This is a genomic window from Lysobacter yananisis, from assembly GCF_031199375.1.
In the GTDB taxonomy this organism is placed as follows: Bacteria; Pseudomonadota; Gammaproteobacteria; order Xanthomonadales; family Xanthomonadaceae; genus Lysobacter; species Lysobacter yananisis.
This window is the reverse complement of record NZ_CP133568.1, coordinates 2,047,026-2,064,240: the sequence shown is the minus strand read 5'-3', so window position 1 is coordinate 2,064,240 and position 17,215 is coordinate 2,047,026. Positions and strand designations below refer to the sequence as shown.

The window sequence follows — 17,215 nt, the reverse complement described above, 5'->3', positions numbered from 1 at the left end:
GATCGGCGCGGACGGGCACGCGTCAGCGCGAACGTTCGTCTGCGACGCTCCCGCTCCGAAGCGCAGCGTCGCGCCCGCCCTTGTGGGAGGGCCTTCAGGCCCGACGCTTTCCGATCCGGGATACGAATCGAGCGGAGACAAAAGCGTCGGGCCTGAAGGCCCTCCCACAACGGCCCGCGAATCCGCATCGGCATCGCCACCCAACCCTGGATGGCCGCCCCTGCAAGGCCGCCGACCGCGGCGGCCCCGGTCGCCCCCAGTTCTCCGCCCTGCTTGCGCCCGCCGCGAAACCGCCGATCGCGCAAACCCGACGCCGGCGCATCGTCCGCCGGCCCCGTCCGTCGACCCGGAACCGCCCCGAACCCGCCCGAATCCGCACCGCCGCCATGACCAACGACCGGCCCGCCGCGCCGCCGCCGGCTGCTACCCTGCCCCGTCTTTGTCCCAAGAGCCCGTTCGATGCGCCTCGCCTACGCCCGACTCGCCGCCCTGCCGCTGGCCCTGCTCGCCAGCGCCGCCTTCGCCCAAAGCGGCGCCGCCGCGCCGCTGACCCTGGCCGACACCATGGCCGACCCGGACTGGATCGGCCCGCCGGTCGAACGCGCCTGGTGGGCCTGGGACGGCCAGCGCGTGCAGTACCAGCTCAAGCGCGACGGCGCGACCATCCGCGACACCTGGCAGGCCGGCGCCGCCGGCGGCGCGCCGCAACGCCTCGACGGCGCCGCGCGCAACGACCTCGACGCGGTCAATCCGGTCTACGACGCGCAGCGCGCGCGCATGGCCTTCATCCGCAACGGCGACGTGTTCGTGCGCGACCTGCGCTCCGGCGCGCTGACCCAGGTCACCCGCAGCAACGAGGCCGAAGCGCGCCCGCAGTTCTCGCGCGACGGCAACCTGGTGTTCCGCGCCGAAAACCAGTGGTTCCAGTGGCGCGCGGGCCAGGGCGTGAGCCAGGCCGCGCAAGTGCTGGCGCAGAACGACCCGGCCAAGGCGCCCAAGGCCGATGCGCTGCGCGACTACCAGCTGTCCACCATCGACACCCTGCGCAACGACCGCGCCCAGCGCGAAGCCTCGCGCGAGCAGGACGAAGCCTGGCGCAAGAGCGACCCCAGCCGCGCGCCGCGCGCGGTCTACCTCGGCAGCGACGTCGAGATCGTCGACACCGCGCTGTCGCCCGACGGCCGCTACCTGCTCGCGGTCACCCAGGACAAGAAGGGCGAACCCGGTACCAGCGGCAAGATGCCCAAGTACGTGACCGAATCGGGCTACGAGGAGTTCGAGGAAGTGCGCACCCGCGTCGGCCGCAACGAGCCGCTGCCGCAGAAGCTGTGGCTGGTCGACGTGGCCGCGGGCAAGGCCAGCGAACTCAAGTTCGACAAGCTGCCGGGCATCGGCGAAGACCCGCTCGCGGCGATGCGCAAGGCGGCCAAGAAGGACCCGCTCAAGGGCGACCGCCCGGTGCGCATCGAGACCGACGGCGACGGCCGCAACGCCGCGGTGCGCTGGAGCGACGACGGCCGCCACGCCGGCGTGCTGATTCGCGCCACCGACAACAAGGACCGCTGGATCGCCTCGGTCGACCTCGCCCGCGCCGCGCTCGAAACCCGCCATCGCCTCAACGACAAGGCCTGGATCGGCTGGGACTACAACGACTTCGGCTGGCTGCCCGACGGCGGCCTGTGGCTGCTGTCGGAACAAAGCGGCTACTCGCACCTGTACGTCAGCGACGGCGGCGCGGCCAAGCCGATCACCTCGGGCAAGTGGGAAGTCTCCGACCCGCAGCTCGGCGCCGACGGCAAGACCTTCTTCTTCCTGTGCAACCGCAAGTGGCCGGGCGACTACGAAGTCTGCGCGGCCGACCGCAACGGCGGCGGCGTGCGCGAAGTCACCGCGCTCGACGGCGTGGAGAGCTTCGCGCTCTCGCCCGACGGCCGCAAAGTGCTGGTGCGCTACTCCGAAAGCTACCTGCCGCCGCAGTTGGCGGTGGTCGATGCCAGCGGAGAGAACACTGTCAAGCTCACCGACACCCGCAAGGACGGCTTCAAGCAGCGCGAGTGGATCCAGCCCGAGTACGTGCAGGTCCCGTCCAAGCACGGCGCCGGCACGGTCTGGGGCAAGTTCTACGGGCCGAAGAACTACGAGCCCGGCAAGAAGTACCCGATCGTGATGTTCGTGCACGGCGCCGGCTTCCTGCAGAACGTCAGCGAGCGCTACCCGAACTACTTCCGCGAGCAGATGTTCCACAACCTGCTGGTGCAGCAGGGCTACGTCGTGCTCGACCTGGACTACCGCGCCTCGCAAGGCTACGGCCGCGACTGGCGCACCGCGATCTACCGCCAGATGGGCCACCCGGAACTCGAGGATTACCTGGACGGCCTGGACTGGTTGGTCGCCAACAAGCAGGGCGACGGCGACCGCGCCGGCATTTACGGCGGCTCCTACGGCGGCTTCATGACCTTCATGGCGCTGTACCGCGCGCCGGGCAAGTTCAAGGCCGGCGCCGCGCTGCGCCCGGTCTCGGACTGGTCGCAGTACAACCACGAATACACGTCCAACATCCTCAACACCCCCGAACTCGATCCCGAGGCGTACAAGAAGTCCTCGCCGATCGAGTACGCGTCCGGGCTCAAGGACAACCTGCTGATCGCCCACGGCATGATCGACGACAACGTGTTCTTCAAGGACTCGGTGATGATGACCCAGAAGCTCATCGAACTGCGCAAGGACAAGTGGGAGATCGCCCCGTACCCGCTGGAGCGCCACGGCTTCGTCCATGCCGACGCGTGGTACGACGAGTACCGGCGCATCTACGAGCTGTTCGAGCGCACCTTGAAGAAGTAACGGCCGCCCACGAACCCCTGCAGGAGCGGCGCAAGCCGCGACCGCGAAACAACGCCTGCGACGCAAGCACGAAGCCCCGCGGTCGCGACTCGCGTCGCTCCTACACCCAGAAGCGAAACCACGGCCGCTCCCTGTAGGAGCGGCGCAAGCCGCGACCGCGATACCGCACTTGCGACGCGAGCCCGAAGCCCCGCGGTCGCGACTCGCGTCGCTCCTACACCCAGAAGCGAAACCACGGCCGCTCCCTGTAGGAGCGGCGCAAGCCGCGACCGCGATACCGCACTTGCGACGCGAGCCCGAAGCCCCGCGGTCGCGACTCGCGTCGCTCCTACACCCGGAATCGAAACCACGGCCGCTCCCTGTAGGAGCGGCGCAAGCCGCGACCGCGTCACCGCGCTTGCCGCGCAAGTCGCCCCTGGCAGGCCACCACCGCCTCGAACCGAACCGGCTTGACCCAGGTCAATCCGATCCACGCCGCGCATCGCTAGAATGCGCGCCATGAACGACTTCGACCGCGTCCGCGATTACCTCTCCGGCTTGCAGGACCGCATCTGCGCCGCCATCGAAACCGCCGACGGCGGCGCCCGCTTCGTCGAGGACCAGTGGCAGCGCGCCGAGGGCGGCGGCGGCCGGACCCGCATCCTGCGCGGCGGCAACGTGTTCGAGCAGGCCGGCATCGGCTTCTCCGACGTGTCCGGCAGCAAACTGCCGCCGTCGGCGAGCGCGGCGCGGCCGGAGCTGGCCGGCGCGTCCTGGCGCGCGGTCGGGGTGTCGCTGGTGTTCCACCCGCACAACCCCTACCTGCCGACCACCCACGCCAACGTGCGCCACTTCCGCGCCATGCGCGACGGCGAAACCGTGGCCTGGTGGTTCGGCGGCGGCTTCGACCTGACCCCGTTCTATCCCTTCGCCGAAGACGTGCAGCACTGGCACCGCACCGCGCGCGACCTGTGCGCGCCGTTCGGCGGCGAGGAGCGCTACCAGGCGCACAAGCGCTGGTGCGACGAATATTTCTTCCTCAAGCACCGCAACGAGACCCGCGGCGTCGGCGGCCTGTTCTTCGACGACCTGCACGGCGACTTCGAACGCGACTTCGGCTACATGCGCGCGGTCGGCGACGGCTTCCTCGACGCCTACCTGCCGCTGGTGGACCGCCGCCGCGACACGCCCTACGGCGAACGCGAACGCCAGTTCCAGCTGTACCGGCGCGGCCGCTACGTCGAGTTCAACCTGGTGTTCGACCGCGGCACCCTGTTCGGCCTGCAGTCCGGCGGACGCACCGAGTCGATCCTGATGAGCCTGCCGCCGCTGGTGCGCTGGGAATACGGCTTCCAGCCGGAGGCCGACAGCGACGAGGCGAAGCTGGCGCAGTTCCTGGCGCCGCGCGACTGGTTGGGCGAGGCCGGCTGAGGCGCAGCGGCGGCGGCTTCCCGCAGGAGCGGCGCGAGCCGCGACCGCGGGGCGGCCGGTTGCGTCGCAAGCGCGATCTCGCGGTCGCGGCCCGCGCCGCTGCTACCGCGGCCCGGGCGGTTTCACGCGCTAATCTGTCATTTCTAATTTTTTCCAAAGCAACACGCGAAACCCATCGCATTTGCCGCGTGAGCGCTTTCGTTTAATCGCTTTGTTATCTGCGACTGCGAATATACCCAGGCGGCCGCGGCGGAATCGTCGTCCGGGCAAAACAAAAGCCGCTGCGCGGACGCAGCGGCTTTCGGCCGGAAAATAAAAAGCCCCGCGGGCAGGGGGGGCCGGCGGGGCTGGTGGAGCGAGACCTGGGGAGGGGTCGTTCGCTCCGGGGGATCACTCCAGGGGAGGGAGAGATCGGCGACAGACGTTGCATCTGTCGCGACCTATATGACCATCCGGCACATGGATAGTTCGTGAAGATGGGAGTTAATAAATTGTTGGATTCAGGACCGATTCATTAAACCAAGCCCAGCAAAATCAAGGGCTTCCAGATAATCAATGCGCTTCGTCCCAATTAATACCCACCCCGCTGTCGACGACGAGCGGCACGCGCAGCGTGGCGGCGCCCGCCATCCGGCGTGAGGCCTGCGCCAACAGTTCCTCGACGAAGCTGTCTTCGACCTCGAACACCAGTTCGTCGTGCACCTGCAGGATCATCAGCGCGCGCTCGCGGTGTCCGGCCAGCCAACCGTCGATGTCGATCATCGCCCGCTTGATGATGTCGGCCGCGGTGCCCTGCATCGGCGCGTTGATCGCCGCGCGCTCGGCGCCGGCGCGCAGGCCCTGGTTGGAGGCCTTGATGTTCTCCAGGTACAGGCGGCGGCCGAACACGGTCTCGACATAGCCCTTGTCGCGCGCGTCCTGGCGGGTGCGCTCCATGAAGTCGCGCACGCCCGGATAGCGGCTGAAGTACAGGGCGATGTAGTCCTGCGCCTCGCCGCGGCCGATGCCGAGCTGGCGCGCCAGGCCGAACGCGCTCATGCCGTACATCAGGCCGAAGTTGATCGCCTTGGCGGCGCGGCGCTCGTTGCCGCTGACTTCGTCGAGCGACTTCTTGCCGAACACTTCCGCGGCGGTGGCGCGGTGCACGTCGGCGCCGGACTCGAACGCGCGCACCAGGCCTTCGTCCTGCGACAGATGGGCCATGATCCGCAGCTCGATCTGCGAGTAGTCGCAAGCCACCAGCTTGCGCCCCGGCGGCGCGACGAAGGCGCGGCGGATGCGGCGGCCGTCGTCGGTGCGGATCGGGATGTTCTGCAGGTTCGGATCGCTCGACGCCAGCCGCCCGGTGGCCGCGCCGGCCTGGTGGTAGCTGGTGTGCACGCGGCCGGTATGCGGGTTGACCATCTCCGGCAGCTTGTCGGTGTAGGTGCTGCGCAGCTTGGCCAGGCCGCGGTAGTCGAGGATCACCCGCGGCAGTTCGTGCTGGTCGGCGATCGCCTCCAGCGCTTCCTCGTTCGTGCTGGGCTGGCCGGTCGGCGTCTTCACCAACACCGGCAGCTTGAGTTCGTCGAACAGCAGCGCCTGCAGCTGCTTGGGCGAATCCAGGTTGAAGGTGCGCCCGGCCAGTTCGGTCGCCTTGAGCTGCGCGTCGAGCATGCGCTTGCCGAGCTCCTGCGACTGCTTGCGCAGCTCGTCGCCGTCGATCATCACGCCGTTGGCCTCGACCCGCGCCAACACCGGCACCAGCGGCATTTCGATCTCGCGGTAGACCTTCTCCAGCGCCGGCTCGGCCGCCAGCCGCGCGCCGAGCACGCGGTGCAGGCGCAAGGTCACGTCGGCGTCTTCGGCGGCGTACTTGGTCGCATCGTCGATGGCGACCTGCGAGAACGAAATCTGCTTGGCGCCCTTGCCGGCCACGTCGCTGTACTTGATCGTGTCGTAGCCCAGGTAGCGCTTGGCCAGCGAATCCATGTCGTGGCGGCTGGCGGTGGCGTTGTAGACGAAGCTCTCGAGCATGGTGTCGTCGGCGTAGCCGGCGATCTCGACGCCGCAGCGGCGCAGCACGTGCAGGTCGTACTTGCCGTGCTGGCCGAGCTTGCGCCGGGCCGGATCGGCGAACACCGGGCGCAGCGCCGCGAGCACCGCCTCGCGGTCGAGCTGGGCCGGCGCGCCGGGATAATCGTGGCCGAGCGGGATATAGACCGCGCGCCCGGTTTCGCTGGCGAAGCTCAGGCCGACCAGGTTGGCCTGCATCGGGTCGAGCGAATCGGTTTCGCTGTCGAAGGCGAATTCTTCGACCGCCTGCAGCGACGCGACCAACGCGTCGAGCTGCGGCTGGGTCGTCACCGCCTCGTAGTCGCCCTTGGCCGCCAGCTCCGGGGCGGGCGCTTCGGCCGCGCCGCCGCTGCGGGCGTGGCCGGCGGCGGTGGCGCGCAGGCCGGCGCGGTCGCTGGCGATGTCGTTGGCGGTGGACGCGCCTTCCAGCTCGCGCAGCGCCTGCTTGAAGCCGTAACGCGCGTACAGGCCGCGCAGCGCGTCGGCGTCGCGCTCGCGCAACGCCAGTTCGGCCGGGCCGCGTTCGAGTTCGACGTCGGTCTTGATCGTCGCCAGCTGGCGGTTCAGCGGCAACCGCGGCAGCGCCGCGCGCAGGTTGTCGCCGATCTTGCCCTTGATCGCCGAAGCATGTTCGATCACCCCGTCGAGCGTGCCGTACTCGCCGAGCCACTTGGCCGCGGTCTTGGGGCCGCACTTCTCCACGCCGGGGATGTTGTCGACGCTGTCGCCCATCAGCGACAGCAGGTCGATCACCTGATCGGCGCGCACGCCGAACTTGGCGATCACCGCCTCGTCCGAATCCATGCGGCTGCCGCTCATGGTGTTGACCAGGACGATGCCGGCGCGGTCCGGCTCGGCGGCGCGCACCAACTGGGCGAAGTCCTTGTCGCCGGTGGAAATGGTGACGTCGATGTTCTCGGCGTTGGCGCGCCGGGCCAGGGTGCCGATCACATCGTCCGCCTCGACGCCGTCGATGCGCAGGATCGGGATGCCCAGCGCCTCGACGATCTCGCACATCGGCAGCACCTGCGCGCGCAGGTCGTCGGGCATCGGCGGGCGATTGGCCTTGTAGTTCGGGTCGAGATCGTCGCGGAAGGTCTTGCCGGGCGCGTCGACCACGAAGGCCACGTAGTCCGGCCGTTCGTTCAAGGTCGCGCGCAGCATGTTGACCACGCCGAACAGCGCGCCGGTGGGCTCGCCGGCGTCGTTGCTCAGCGGCGGCAGCGCGTGGAAGGCGCGGTAGAGGTAGCTGGAACCATCGATCAGGACGAGTCGTTTCATGGCGGGGATTCTACGCCCTGGCGTCTCGCCGGCGAGGACGCGGGCGCCGGCGCGGACGCGGGCACGGATGCGCACGCTTAACGGCCGCGCGGCGTATCCTGTGAGCCTGCACCCCGGAGAACCGCCATGCGCGCCCCCCACGCCCCCCGAGCCGCCTTCGCCGCCGCGCTGCTGGCGCTGGCCCTGGCCGGTTGCGCCAGCACCGGCGGCGCCGCCAACGCCGCCGACCCCACCGCCGGACTCAGCAACGCCGAAGTGCGCACGCGCACGGTCGAGAACGGCGACACCATCGAGGAGTACCGCGTCGCCGGCCAACTGCGCGTGGTCAAGGTGGTGCCCGCGCGCGGCCCGACCTATTACCTGGTCGACGAGAACGGCGACGGCCGGCTCGACGCGAGCAAGGGCGAAGGCACGGTGTCGCCGGTGTACTTCAGGTTGTTCAGCTGGTGAGGCGGGTGGAGCGAGAAGCGAGCGCGGAGAAGTGAGGAGTGAGCGGAAGCCGCTTTCGCTCACTCCTCACTCCTCTCCGCTCACTCCTGCCCCCATGACCACGATCCGCACCCTCACCGGCGACACCGAACTGCGCGCGGTCTGGCCCCTGGTCGCGCAACTGCGCCCCGAGTTCGACGAAGACCGCTTCGTCGCCCAGATGCACCGCCAGATCGCCCAGGGTTGCCGCGCCACCGTGGTCTTCGACGACGACGGCGCGCCGCGCGCGTTCGCCTGCTGGCGGGTCATGGAGATGCTCGCGGTCGGGCTGCACGTGTACGTGGACGACCTGATCGTCGACCAGACCGTGCGCAGCCGCGGCTACGGCAAGACGATGCTGGATTGGCTCAAGGCCGAGGCCAAGCGCCTGGGCTGCGCGCGGCTGCAACTGGATTCGGGCACGCAGCGGCAGGACGCGCACGCGTTCTATCTGCGCGAGCGGCTGCGGATCGAGGCGTTCCACTTCGGGGTCAAGCTGGATTGAGGTTGGCGAGCCGGGCGATGCCGAAGGCCGTGGATCCCGGCGTTCGCGCGGATGACGGCCTGGGAAATTCGCGGCAGAGCCAGCAGCGACGAACCCACCTATCGTCATGCCCGCGACGACCGCAGCCCCGCACTGATCGCGTCGTGTCGTGTCGCGTCGCGTTGCCGCGCCGCCGCGGTCGCACGTCTTTGCCGATCGAGGCCGTCCGGCACGCGCGTTCTGGCGGCGGGCCTGCTAGGGTGGCCCTTGCCCACAGGGGGCGACTACAGCAGGGACGGAGTCGATGCCACGCATGTCCGGTTTGCGCGCTGTCTGCGTTCGCGGTTTGGTCCTGGCGTTGCTCGCGCTGCTCGCCGCCTGCGGCGAACCGGCGGCCAACGTCGCCCAGCCCAAGGCTTACGACCGCCTCGGCGTGCAGGTGCAGATTCCGGGCAACTGGAAGCTCGCCGACGATCAGCGCCTGGGCGGCGTGCATTACCTCACCGTGGAAAGCCCGGGCTCGGCGGTGTTCATCGCCATGGTCCAGTCCGACCGCAATCGCGAGCTGGAAGAGTTCGCCCGCAGCTTCTCGGCCGAAGCCGACAAGCAGATGCCCGGCGCGCTGGAGCGGCAGAGCCGCTTCGATCTGTCGGCCTTCGCCGACGGCACCATCCGCGAGCACTACACGGTGAGCCTGGGCGGGGTGAAAGTCCCGCACCTGCGCGAGTACCACAAGATCACCGGCGCGCGCCGCAGCGCGTTCCTGGTCACCCAGAGCGCCGATGAAGACCTGGCCCAGGCCAAGCCCGGCTTCGACCTGATCCTGAAGTCGTTCAAGTTCAACGAGGCCGCGGGCGGGTGAAAGCGGAGGAGTGAGCGGAGAGGAGTGAGGAGTGAGAAAAAGCGGTTGCTCCGCTGTTGCTCACTCCTCACTCCTCTCCGCTCACTCCTCGCTCCTCGCTCCTCAGCCTTCGCAGCGCGCGCGCAGGCCCAGCGTCCGCGCGATGTCGCGCCAGTCGAACGCGCCCACCGCCTGATCGTCGTGCACGGCGTAGAACGCGCCGTCGGGGAAGCGCACCGAGCCGGTCTGCTGCAGCCACACGCCGTCGGTGTTGCCGACGCTGCGGCCGGCGAAGGCGCCCAGGTGGCGCAGGCTGGCGCGGTCGAACACGTGGAACAGGCTGCGGTCCTTGTACTGGTCGGTGGCGATCCAGTAGCCGCTGCCGTCGGCGCATTGCCACAGGGCGATGCCTTCGGCCTGGGCCTTGAACAGGCCCTGGCCGATGGTGCGGCCGCGGTAGCGCCCGTCGAGGCCGTATTCGCGCAACGCGGTGCCGGTGGCGAGGTCTTCCTCGGCGATCAGCAGGCGGTCGTGGGCGGGATCGCCCCACACCGATTCGGGGACGCGGATCGCGCCTTCGGCGCTGGTGTCGCCGAACGCGCCGAGGTGGCGCACCCGCGGCGCGCCGGCGCCGAGCGCGAGTTCGTAGCGCTGCAGGCGTCGGTCCAGCCGTTCCAGCGGCGGCGCGATCGCATCGCCGTTGCCGTCCTCGCCGGCCATGTAGGCGTCGGTGACGATGGCTTCGAGCGTGCCCGGCGCGCGCTGCCGCACCCACAGGCCGTACGGCTGCTGGAGTGCGCCCTCGCCGAAGGTGGCCAGCGGACGCAGCTGCGGCGTGCGCTTGTCGGCCACGCCCGGCTGCGCGCTGCGCGCCGGCGGCAGCGACAGCTGCAGCACCTGCACGCGATGGTTGTCGCGCTCGACCACGAAGGCCAGGTCGCCGAACACGGCGATGCCGTTGGGCCGGCGGAACTGGCCCGGCGCGGCGCCGCCGCGGCCGTACTGGCCGACGCGTTCGCCGTTGTCGCCGTCGTAGATCGCCAGACCGTCGCCTTGCTTGGCCGTGGCCAACAGCCACAGACGGCCGTTGGGCGCGCGCCAGACCGCCGGCGAATCGATGTTGTCCTCGGGCGTGGACGCGGTCAGGAACGCTTCGGCGACCACGTGATGATCGATGCCGGATCGAGCCAGCAACGGGTCGTCGGCCTCGGCCGCGCGCCGGTCGGGTTCGTTGTCGCCGGGCCGCGCGTCCGTGGCGATCGCCGGCGCCGCATCGGCGGCGTCGCCCGCGGCCCGGGGCGTGGCGCAACTGACCAGCGCGGCCACGGTCGCGGCCGCCGCGAGGCCGGCGGCGAGGACGGAAAATTTCGGCATGCGCGACACCCGGATGGCTTGGACGACGTAAACGATCCCCTGCCGCTGTTATAGAACCGTCACGTGCCGCTTTGATGACAAGCGCGGCGAACGCAGCCGCAGCGGCGACGGCAGCGCCCGTTCGTCGCTTGCGCGCCCGCGCGGTCATCGTCCTGCCATCGCCCGGACTTACAACGCTCGCCAACTTTCGCCCGGCGAGCTTTCGATGCGCAGCATGCAGTCCATCCCGTTCCGTCGCCGCCATGCGCTGTGCGCCGCGCTGCTGGCCGCCTGCGGCGCGCCCGCCGTCGCCGCCGAAGTCGAGCCCGGCAACGAACGCCGCGCGACCGAACTCGACCGCGTCACCGTCACCGGCGACATCGCCTATCGCGACCGCAGCGACGCCACCGCGCCGACGCTGAGCTACGGCCTGGACTACTTCCAGCGCTTCGAGCCGCTGACCGTCGGCGACATGCTCAAGCGCGTGCCCAGCGTCGGCTTCGTCTCCGACGTGCTCGAATACGACGGCGCGCGCCTGCGCGGCCTGGACCCGGGCTACACCCAGATCCTGATCAACGGCAAGAAGGTGCCCGGCGCCGGCGGCGACCGTTCGTTCTACGTCGACCGCATCCCGGCCGAACTGGTCGAGCGCATCGAGATCGTGCGCAGCCCCAGCGCCAACCGCTCCGGCGACGCGGTCGCCGGCGCGCTCAACATCGTCCTTCGCGACGCCTACGAATTCGACGGCGGCTATCTGCGCGCCGGCGCCATGCATTTCGACGACGGCAAGACCAAGCCGGTGCTCGGCGCGGTCGGCAGCGGCGAATTCGCCGGCGGGCGCGTGCTCGGCGGCATCAACGTGCAGGGCCGGCACAACCCCAAGCGCAAGCGCAGCGACCGCTTCGAATCCTTGAGCGGCGACTTCGTCGACCGCGAAGACCAGAGCGACGTGCGCGACGGCACCGACACCTCCGGCAACCTGTCCTATGTGCGCGAGATCGGCAGCGGCCGGCTGAGCCTGGACGGTTTCTACGTGCGCACCGACCGCAGCGAAACCGAGCATTCGCGCGAGTACGACCATCCCTCCAGCCGTTCGCGCGACCGCCTGCTGTCGGTCAACGACCAGAAGGTCGACATCGACCAGAAGAATCTCGTGCTCGGCGCGTCCTACGCCTTCGACATGGCCGGCGGCCGCAGCGAGATCGACCTGGGCTACGCCCGCTTCGACGACGACCGCTTCGACACCGAGCAGGAAACCGGCTACGACAACCAAGATTCGCCGCCGTCGTTCGACGGCCTCGAAGGCACGCGCATCCTCACCGATGCGCGCGACCGCGAACTCAGCCTCAAGCTCGCGCACAAGCGCGAGTTCGGCGTGGCCAGGTGGGAGTTCGGCGTCGACGGGGTAGACAAGCGCCGCGACAGCTCGCTGCGCACCAGCGAGGTGAAAGCGAAGAAGGAAGGCCAGCCGCTGCCGCCGTACGCCGAGTTCGACCATCAGCGCAGCCGCATCCAGGAACGCCGCGCCGACCCGTACGCGATGCTGTCGGGCAAGCGCGACCGGCTGGATTGGGAAGCCGGCCTGCGCTACGAGACCACCCGCGCGCGGATCGACCTGCGCAGTGAAGAAGGCGCGCCGCTACAGCGCCAGGACAAGGACTACAGTCTGCTGCTGCCTTCGGCGCACCTGCGTTTCGACCTGACCGGACAGGACCGCATCAGCGCCTCGCTCGCGCGCACCCTGCGCCGCCCGGATTTCGACAAGCTGCTGCCGCTGACGCTGGAAGAGGAATACGGCGACAACGACTTCGTCGGCAATCCGCAGTTGCGGCCGGAAACCGCGTGGGGCCTGGACTTGGGCTACGAACGCCGGCTCGGCCAGCGCGGCGTGGTCGGCTTCAACCTGTTCTACCGCAAGGTGCGCGACCTGATCGAAGTGACCGGCACCGGCCGTCCCAGCGCCAAGGCGCTGGAGGACCACGAGGAAGCGGTCGAGGCGTTCCTCGACGAACACCCCGGCGCCGGCCCGGGCGCGCCGGGGTATCCGGCGTTGGATCCGGACAGCTTCGTGTTCACCGCCGCCAACGTCGGCGACGGGCGCGCGTGGGGCGCGGAGTTCGACCTGTCGACGCCGCTGACCGCGCTGGGGCTGGAGCACACCGGCGTGTTCCTCAATTACTCCTGGCTCGACAGCGAAGTCGAGGACGGATTCGGCAAGCGCCGCTTCAACAACCAGCCGCGCTTCGTGCTCAACGTCGGCTTCATCCAGGATTTGCCCGAGTGGGGCGTGTCGTTCGGCGCCAGCTACCGGCGCCAGGGCGGCGCGTATTCGCGCGTGCTCGGCGAGGAAGTCTCGACCGACTACGGCGCCGACCTGGAGGCATTCGTGGAGAAGCGCTTCGGTTCGCGGATCGCGGTGCGGCTGACCGGCTCGAACCTGCTGGACGCGTCGAAGGACGAGGCGTTCCATAAGTTCGACACCTTCGGCGATCAGCTCGGGCGCGATTACGGCGAGTACGAGCGCGAGAGCGAGAAGGCGGGGCCGGTGTACCAGTTGACGGTGCGGTACGCGTTCTAGCGGTTATGGCTTCGGCGCCGGTGCGCTTGGCTCGGGCCGCTGGAGATCGGCTGCGTCGGATCGGAGAGCGTCGGGCCTGAAGGCCCTCCCACAACAGCGGGAAACTCCCGCATGCGGCGCACTGTTGTGGGAGGGGCTTCAGCCCCGATGCTGTTCGCTCAGGTCGCCGAAGAGATCGACTTCGTCGGATAGAAAAGCATCGGGCCTGAAGGCCCTCCCACAAGAGCAGGGAGCTCCCGCATGCGGCGCGCTGTTGTGGGAGGGGCTTCAGCCCCGACGCTGTTCGCTCAGGTCGCCGGAGAGATCGGCTTCGTCGGATAGAAAAGCATCGGGCCTGAAGGCCCTCCCACAAGAGCGGGGAACTCCCGCATGCGGCGGACTGTTGTGGGAGGGGCTTCAGCCCCGACGCTGTTCGCTCAGATTGCCGGAGAGATCGGCTTCGTTGGATCGAAAAGCATCGGGCCTGAAGGCCCTCCCACTGCAGGCCGAGGCCTTAGGTGCAGATGCAAGCCGAAGCCTCGGGTGCGAACCGAGGCCTCAGGCGGGCTGCAGGTTCGCGTACGCCAGCACCAGCCATTTGCTGCCGACGTCGTCGAAGTTGACCTGCACCCGCGCATGCGCACCGTCGCCTTCGTAGTCGGTGACGGTGCCGACACCGAAGGTGCCGTGACGCACCTGGGCGCCGAGCTTGATCGGCGATTCGTCGATGCGCGCGTGGCCCATGTCGCGGCGCGGCGCGGCGCGGTACATCGGCCGCGAGACCTGCACCTTCGGCCGCACTTCGTTGAGCAGCGGCGCGGGAATCTCGCGCAGGAAGCGCGAGGGCACGCCGTACATGTCCGCGCCGTGGATGCGCCGGGTCTCGGCGTAGCTCAGCACCAGTTTGTCGCGCGCGCGGGTGATGCCGACGTAGGCCAGCCGCCGCTCTTCTTCCAGGCGCCCGGATTCCTCGGTCGAACGACCGCTCGGGAACAAGCCCTCTTCCAGCCCGCCGAGGAACACCAGCGGGAACTCCAGGCCCTTGGCGCTGTGCAAAGTCATCAGCTGCACGCCGTCCTCGCCGGCCTGGGCCTGGCCCTCGCCAGCCTCCAGCGCGGCGTAGCTGAGGAACGCGATCAGCTCGGGCATTTCGGCGTTCTCGTCCTCGTCGCTGCGGGCGAAGCGCGAGGCCACCGAGACCAGTTCGTCGAGGTTGTCGGTACGCGAATCGAGCTGGCCGCGCGATTCGTTGGCGTAGTGTTCGCGCAGGCCCGAGCGCTGCAGCACGTGGTCGATCTTCTCCGGCAGCGGCATCTGCGCGACGTCGCTTTCCAGGGTGTCGATCATCAGCGCGAAGCCGGCCAGCGCGTTGCGCGCGCGCGCCGCCAGCACGTTCTCGCCGGCGACCCGGCGCGCGGCCTCCCACAGCGCCACCGCGTCGCCGCGAGCGCGCTTGCGCACCTCGTCGAGGGTGCGCTCGCCGATGCCGCGGGTCGGCGTGTTGACCGCGCGCTCGAACGCGGCGTCATCGGCGCGGTTGGCGATCAGGCGCAGGTACGCCAGGGTGTCCTTGATTTCGGCGCGCTCGAAGAAGCGCTGGCCGCCGTAGACGCGGTAAGGCACCTGCTCCGACAGCAGCGCCTCTTCGAACGCGCGCGACTGGGCGTTGCTGCGGTAGAGCACGGCCACGTCGCCGTAGCTGCCGCCGTCGCGCACCCACTGGCGCATGCGCTCGACCACGAAGCGCGCCTCGTCCATCTCGTTGTAGGCCGCGTACAGGTCGATCGCCTCGCCGTGGCCGGTGTCGGTCCACAGCTTCTTGCCGAGGCGGTCGGGGTTGTGGGCGATGACCGCGTTGGCCGCGTCGAGGATGTTCGCGCTGGAGCGGTAGTTCTGCTCCAGGCGGATGGTCTGGGCGCCGGGGAAATCGCGCAGGAAACGCTGCACGTTCTCGACCTTGGCCCCGCGCCAGCCGTAGATGGCCTGGTCGTCGTCGCCGACCACGAACACGTGGCCGGAATCGCCGGCGAGCACGCGCACGAAGGCGTACTGGATCGCGTTGGTGTCCTGGAACTCGTCGACCAGAATCTCGCGGAAGCGCGTCCGGTAATGCGCCAGCAGCGCGGCGTTGTCGCGCAGCAGCTCGTGCGCGCGCAGCAGCAGTTCGGCGAAGTCGACCAGACCGGCGCGCTCGCAACGCTCCTGGTAGGCCTCGTAGCAGCGCAGCATCGCTTCCTGCCACTCGTCGCCGCCGGGCTGGATGTTGCGCGGGCGCCGGCCTTCGTCCTTCTGCGCGTTGATCCACCAGGCGATCTGGCGCGGCGGGAAGCGGGTGTCGTCGAGCTCCAGCGCCTGCACCACGCGCTTGACCAGGCGCAGCTGGTCGTCGCTGTCGAGCACCTGGAAGCCTTCGGGCAGCTTGGCCTCCTGCCAGTGCAGGCGCAGCAGGCGGTGGGCCAGGCCGTGGAAGGTGCCGATCCACATGCCGCGCGCGCCGCGCGCCAGCTGCGCGTCGACGCGCGCGCGCATCTCTCCGGCGGCTTTGTTCGTAAAGGTCACCGCGAGGATGCCGTGGGTCGGCACCCCGATCACCTCGTTGAGCCAGGCGATGCGGTGGGTCAGCACGCGGGTCTTGCCGCTGCCGGCGCCGGCGAGGACCAGATAATGCCCCGGCGGCGCCGAAACGGCTTCGCGCTGGGCCGGGTTGAGAGCGTCGAGCAGATGCGATACGTCCATGCGGCTATTGTAGCGGTCCGGGCGCGGGAACCCTCCCGCGCGGCGAGGTGGCGATGCGCCGGCGTGCGCGGATGAACATGTCGATGAACCGGTCGCTCGCCGCCGCGGCGTTGCTCGCGCTGGCGGCCGCAGCGCTGGCGCCCACGCCCGCACGTGCGCAACCAGTCGCAACGCAGGCCGCCGCCGCGCCGAGCGAACGCGTGCTGCGCGTGGGCGAGCGTCGCCTGCGGGTGATCGTCGAAAACCCGCCCAGCCGCGCGCGCGCCGAAGAACTGCAGCGATGGCTGGCCGAATGCGCGCGCGCCCAGCTGACCGCGTTCGACGCCTTCCCGCTGCGCGAGGCGACGGTGCGCATCCGCCTGGTGCCGCGCCGCGGCCGCGATCCCAGCCCGGTGCCGTGGGGCCAGACCCAGCGCGAGGACGGCGTGTCGGTGCTGCTGTACGTACGCGAGGACGCCAGCGGCGACGAGCTGCGCGCGGACTGGACCGCGGTGCACGAACTGGCGCACCTGTTCCATCCCTTCCTCGGCAGCGACGGCCGCTGGCTCGCCGAAGGCCTGGCGAGCTACTACCAGAACGTGCTGCGCGCGCGCGCCGGCCTGCTCGACGGCGAGGAGGCCTGGCGGCGCCTGGACGCGGGCTTCCGCCGCGGCCGCGCGGCCGGCGGCGATGCGCGCATGGACGAAATCGGCTGGAGCCGCGCCAGCACCATGCGCATCTACTGGGCCGGCGCGGCGTTCTGGCTGGACGCGGACCTGAGCCTGCGGCGCGAACGCGGACGCAGTCTGGACGAAGTGCTGGCGGCGTACTCGCGCTGTTGCCTGCGCGAGGACAGCCGCAGCGCGCCGCAAGCCTTCATCGCCGCGCTCGACCGCGCCGGCGGCGGCGGGACGCTGGCGCGCGTGTACGCGCGGCATGCGGCGATGACCGGGTTTCCGTCGCTGCAGGCCGACTATGCGGCGCTGGGGATCGAAATCGAGGGCGAGGCGCTGCGGTTTTCGCAGGAGGCCGCGGCGGTGCGCTTGCGCGCGGCGATCATGGGGCCGCGGGCGGCGGTGGCGCTGCGCGCTTCGGCCGATAGCGACGGCGAATAGGCGGGGTTCGTCGTTGTCGCGGTGGCGCGGTCGCGGCTTGCGCCGCTCCTACAGTCTGGGACGAAACCGGACGCCGCCCCTGCAGGAGCGGCGCG

At 69.9% G+C, this 17,215-nt stretch carries 11 protein-coding genes and 1 pseudogene; 9 read left to right on the top strand and 3 right to left on the bottom strand.

Features of this window, described 5'->3' with window-relative positions; genetic code table 11:
- Positions 1–82: 82 nt before the first annotated feature.
- From RDV84_RS26080 to hemF, 3 genes are all read left to right on the top strand, one after another.
- Positions 83–550, top strand: coding sequence for a DUF6053 domain-containing protein (locus RDV84_RS26080; RefSeq protein ID WP_425606291.1), 468 nt, complete (start codon positions 83–85; stop codon positions 548–550).
- Positions 460–2,841, top strand: coding sequence for a S9 family peptidase (locus RDV84_RS08680; RefSeq protein WP_309153096.1), 2,382 nt, complete (start codon positions 460–462; stop codon positions 2,839–2,841). The genes RDV84_RS26080 and RDV84_RS08680 overlap by 91 nt, the downstream gene beginning before the upstream one ends.
- A gap of 498 nt (positions 2,842–3,339) precedes the next feature.
- Entirely contained in the window at positions 3,340–4,251 is a 912-nt protein-coding gene (hemF, locus tag RDV84_RS08675; RefSeq protein ID WP_250448818.1) for an oxygen-dependent coproporphyrinogen oxidase, read from the top strand.
- Positions 4,252–4,803: 552 nt separating this feature from the next.
- Here hemF and polA read toward each other — a convergent pair.
- Positions 4,804–7,587 carry a DNA polymerase I gene (gene polA / locus RDV84_RS08670; RefSeq protein WP_309153095.1) on the bottom strand — a complete coding sequence of 928 codons (2,784 nt, stop codon included), beginning with the start codon at positions 7,585–7,587 and terminating at the stop codon, positions 4,804–4,806.
- 126 nt (positions 7,588–7,713) lie between these two features.
- On the opposite strand from polA, the gene RDV84_RS08665 reads away from it, so the two are divergent.
- The 3 genes from RDV84_RS08665 (at position 7,714) to RDV84_RS08655 (ending at position 9,401) form a co-directional block, all read left to right on the top strand.
- Entirely contained in the window at positions 7,714–8,037 is a 324-nt protein-coding gene (locus RDV84_RS08665) for a DUF2782 domain-containing protein (RefSeq protein WP_309153094.1), read from the top strand.
- A gap of 94 nt (positions 8,038–8,131) precedes the next feature.
- Positions 8,132–8,560: a GNAT family N-acetyltransferase gene (locus RDV84_RS08660; RefSeq protein ID WP_057949431.1), complete on the top strand. Its 429-nt coding sequence runs from the start codon at positions 8,132–8,134 to the stop codon at positions 8,558–8,560.
- Between the two features lie 292 nt (positions 8,561–8,852).
- Complete coding sequence (locus RDV84_RS08655; RefSeq protein ID WP_309153093.1) at positions 8,853–9,401, top strand: hypothetical protein; 549 nt, start codon at positions 8,853–8,855, stop codon at positions 9,399–9,401.
- Positions 9,402–9,503: 102 nt separating this feature from the next.
- On the opposite strand, the gene RDV84_RS08650 is transcribed toward RDV84_RS08655, so the two are convergent.
- Positions 9,504–10,754 carry a phytase gene (locus tag RDV84_RS08650; RefSeq protein WP_309153092.1) on the bottom strand — a complete coding sequence of 417 codons (1,251 nt, stop codon included), beginning with the start codon at positions 10,752–10,754 and terminating at the stop codon, positions 9,504–9,506.
- Between the two features lie 214 nt (positions 10,755–10,968).
- On the opposite strand from RDV84_RS08650, the gene RDV84_RS08645 reads away from it, so the two are divergent.
- Together RDV84_RS08645 and RDV84_RS26065 are read left to right on the top strand one after the other, a co-directional pair.
- Entirely contained in the window at positions 10,969–13,311 is a 2,343-nt protein-coding gene (locus tag RDV84_RS08645) for a TonB-dependent receptor plug domain-containing protein (protein WP_309153091.1), read from the top strand.
- Between the two features lie 369 nt (positions 13,312–13,680).
- Positions 13,681–13,788, top strand: a pseudogene (locus tag RDV84_RS26065) (DUF6053 domain-containing protein); the annotation flags it as partial.
- Between the two features lie 60 nt (positions 13,789–13,848).
- On the opposite strand, the gene uvrD reads toward RDV84_RS26065, so the two are convergent.
- Entirely contained in the window at positions 13,849–16,026 is a 2,178-nt protein-coding gene (uvrD, locus tag RDV84_RS08640; RefSeq protein ID WP_309153090.1) for a DNA helicase II, read from the bottom strand.
- 83 nt (positions 16,027–16,109) lie between these two features.
- Here uvrD and RDV84_RS08635 point away from each other — a divergent pair, with 83 nt between their 5' ends.
- The gene (locus RDV84_RS08635; protein ID WP_309153089.1) at positions 16,110–17,120 is read left to right on the top strand and encodes a M61 family metallopeptidase; all 1,011 of its coding nucleotides are present in this window, start codon (positions 16,110–16,112) and stop codon (positions 17,118–17,120) included.
- Positions 17,121–17,215: the final 95 nt, after the last annotated feature.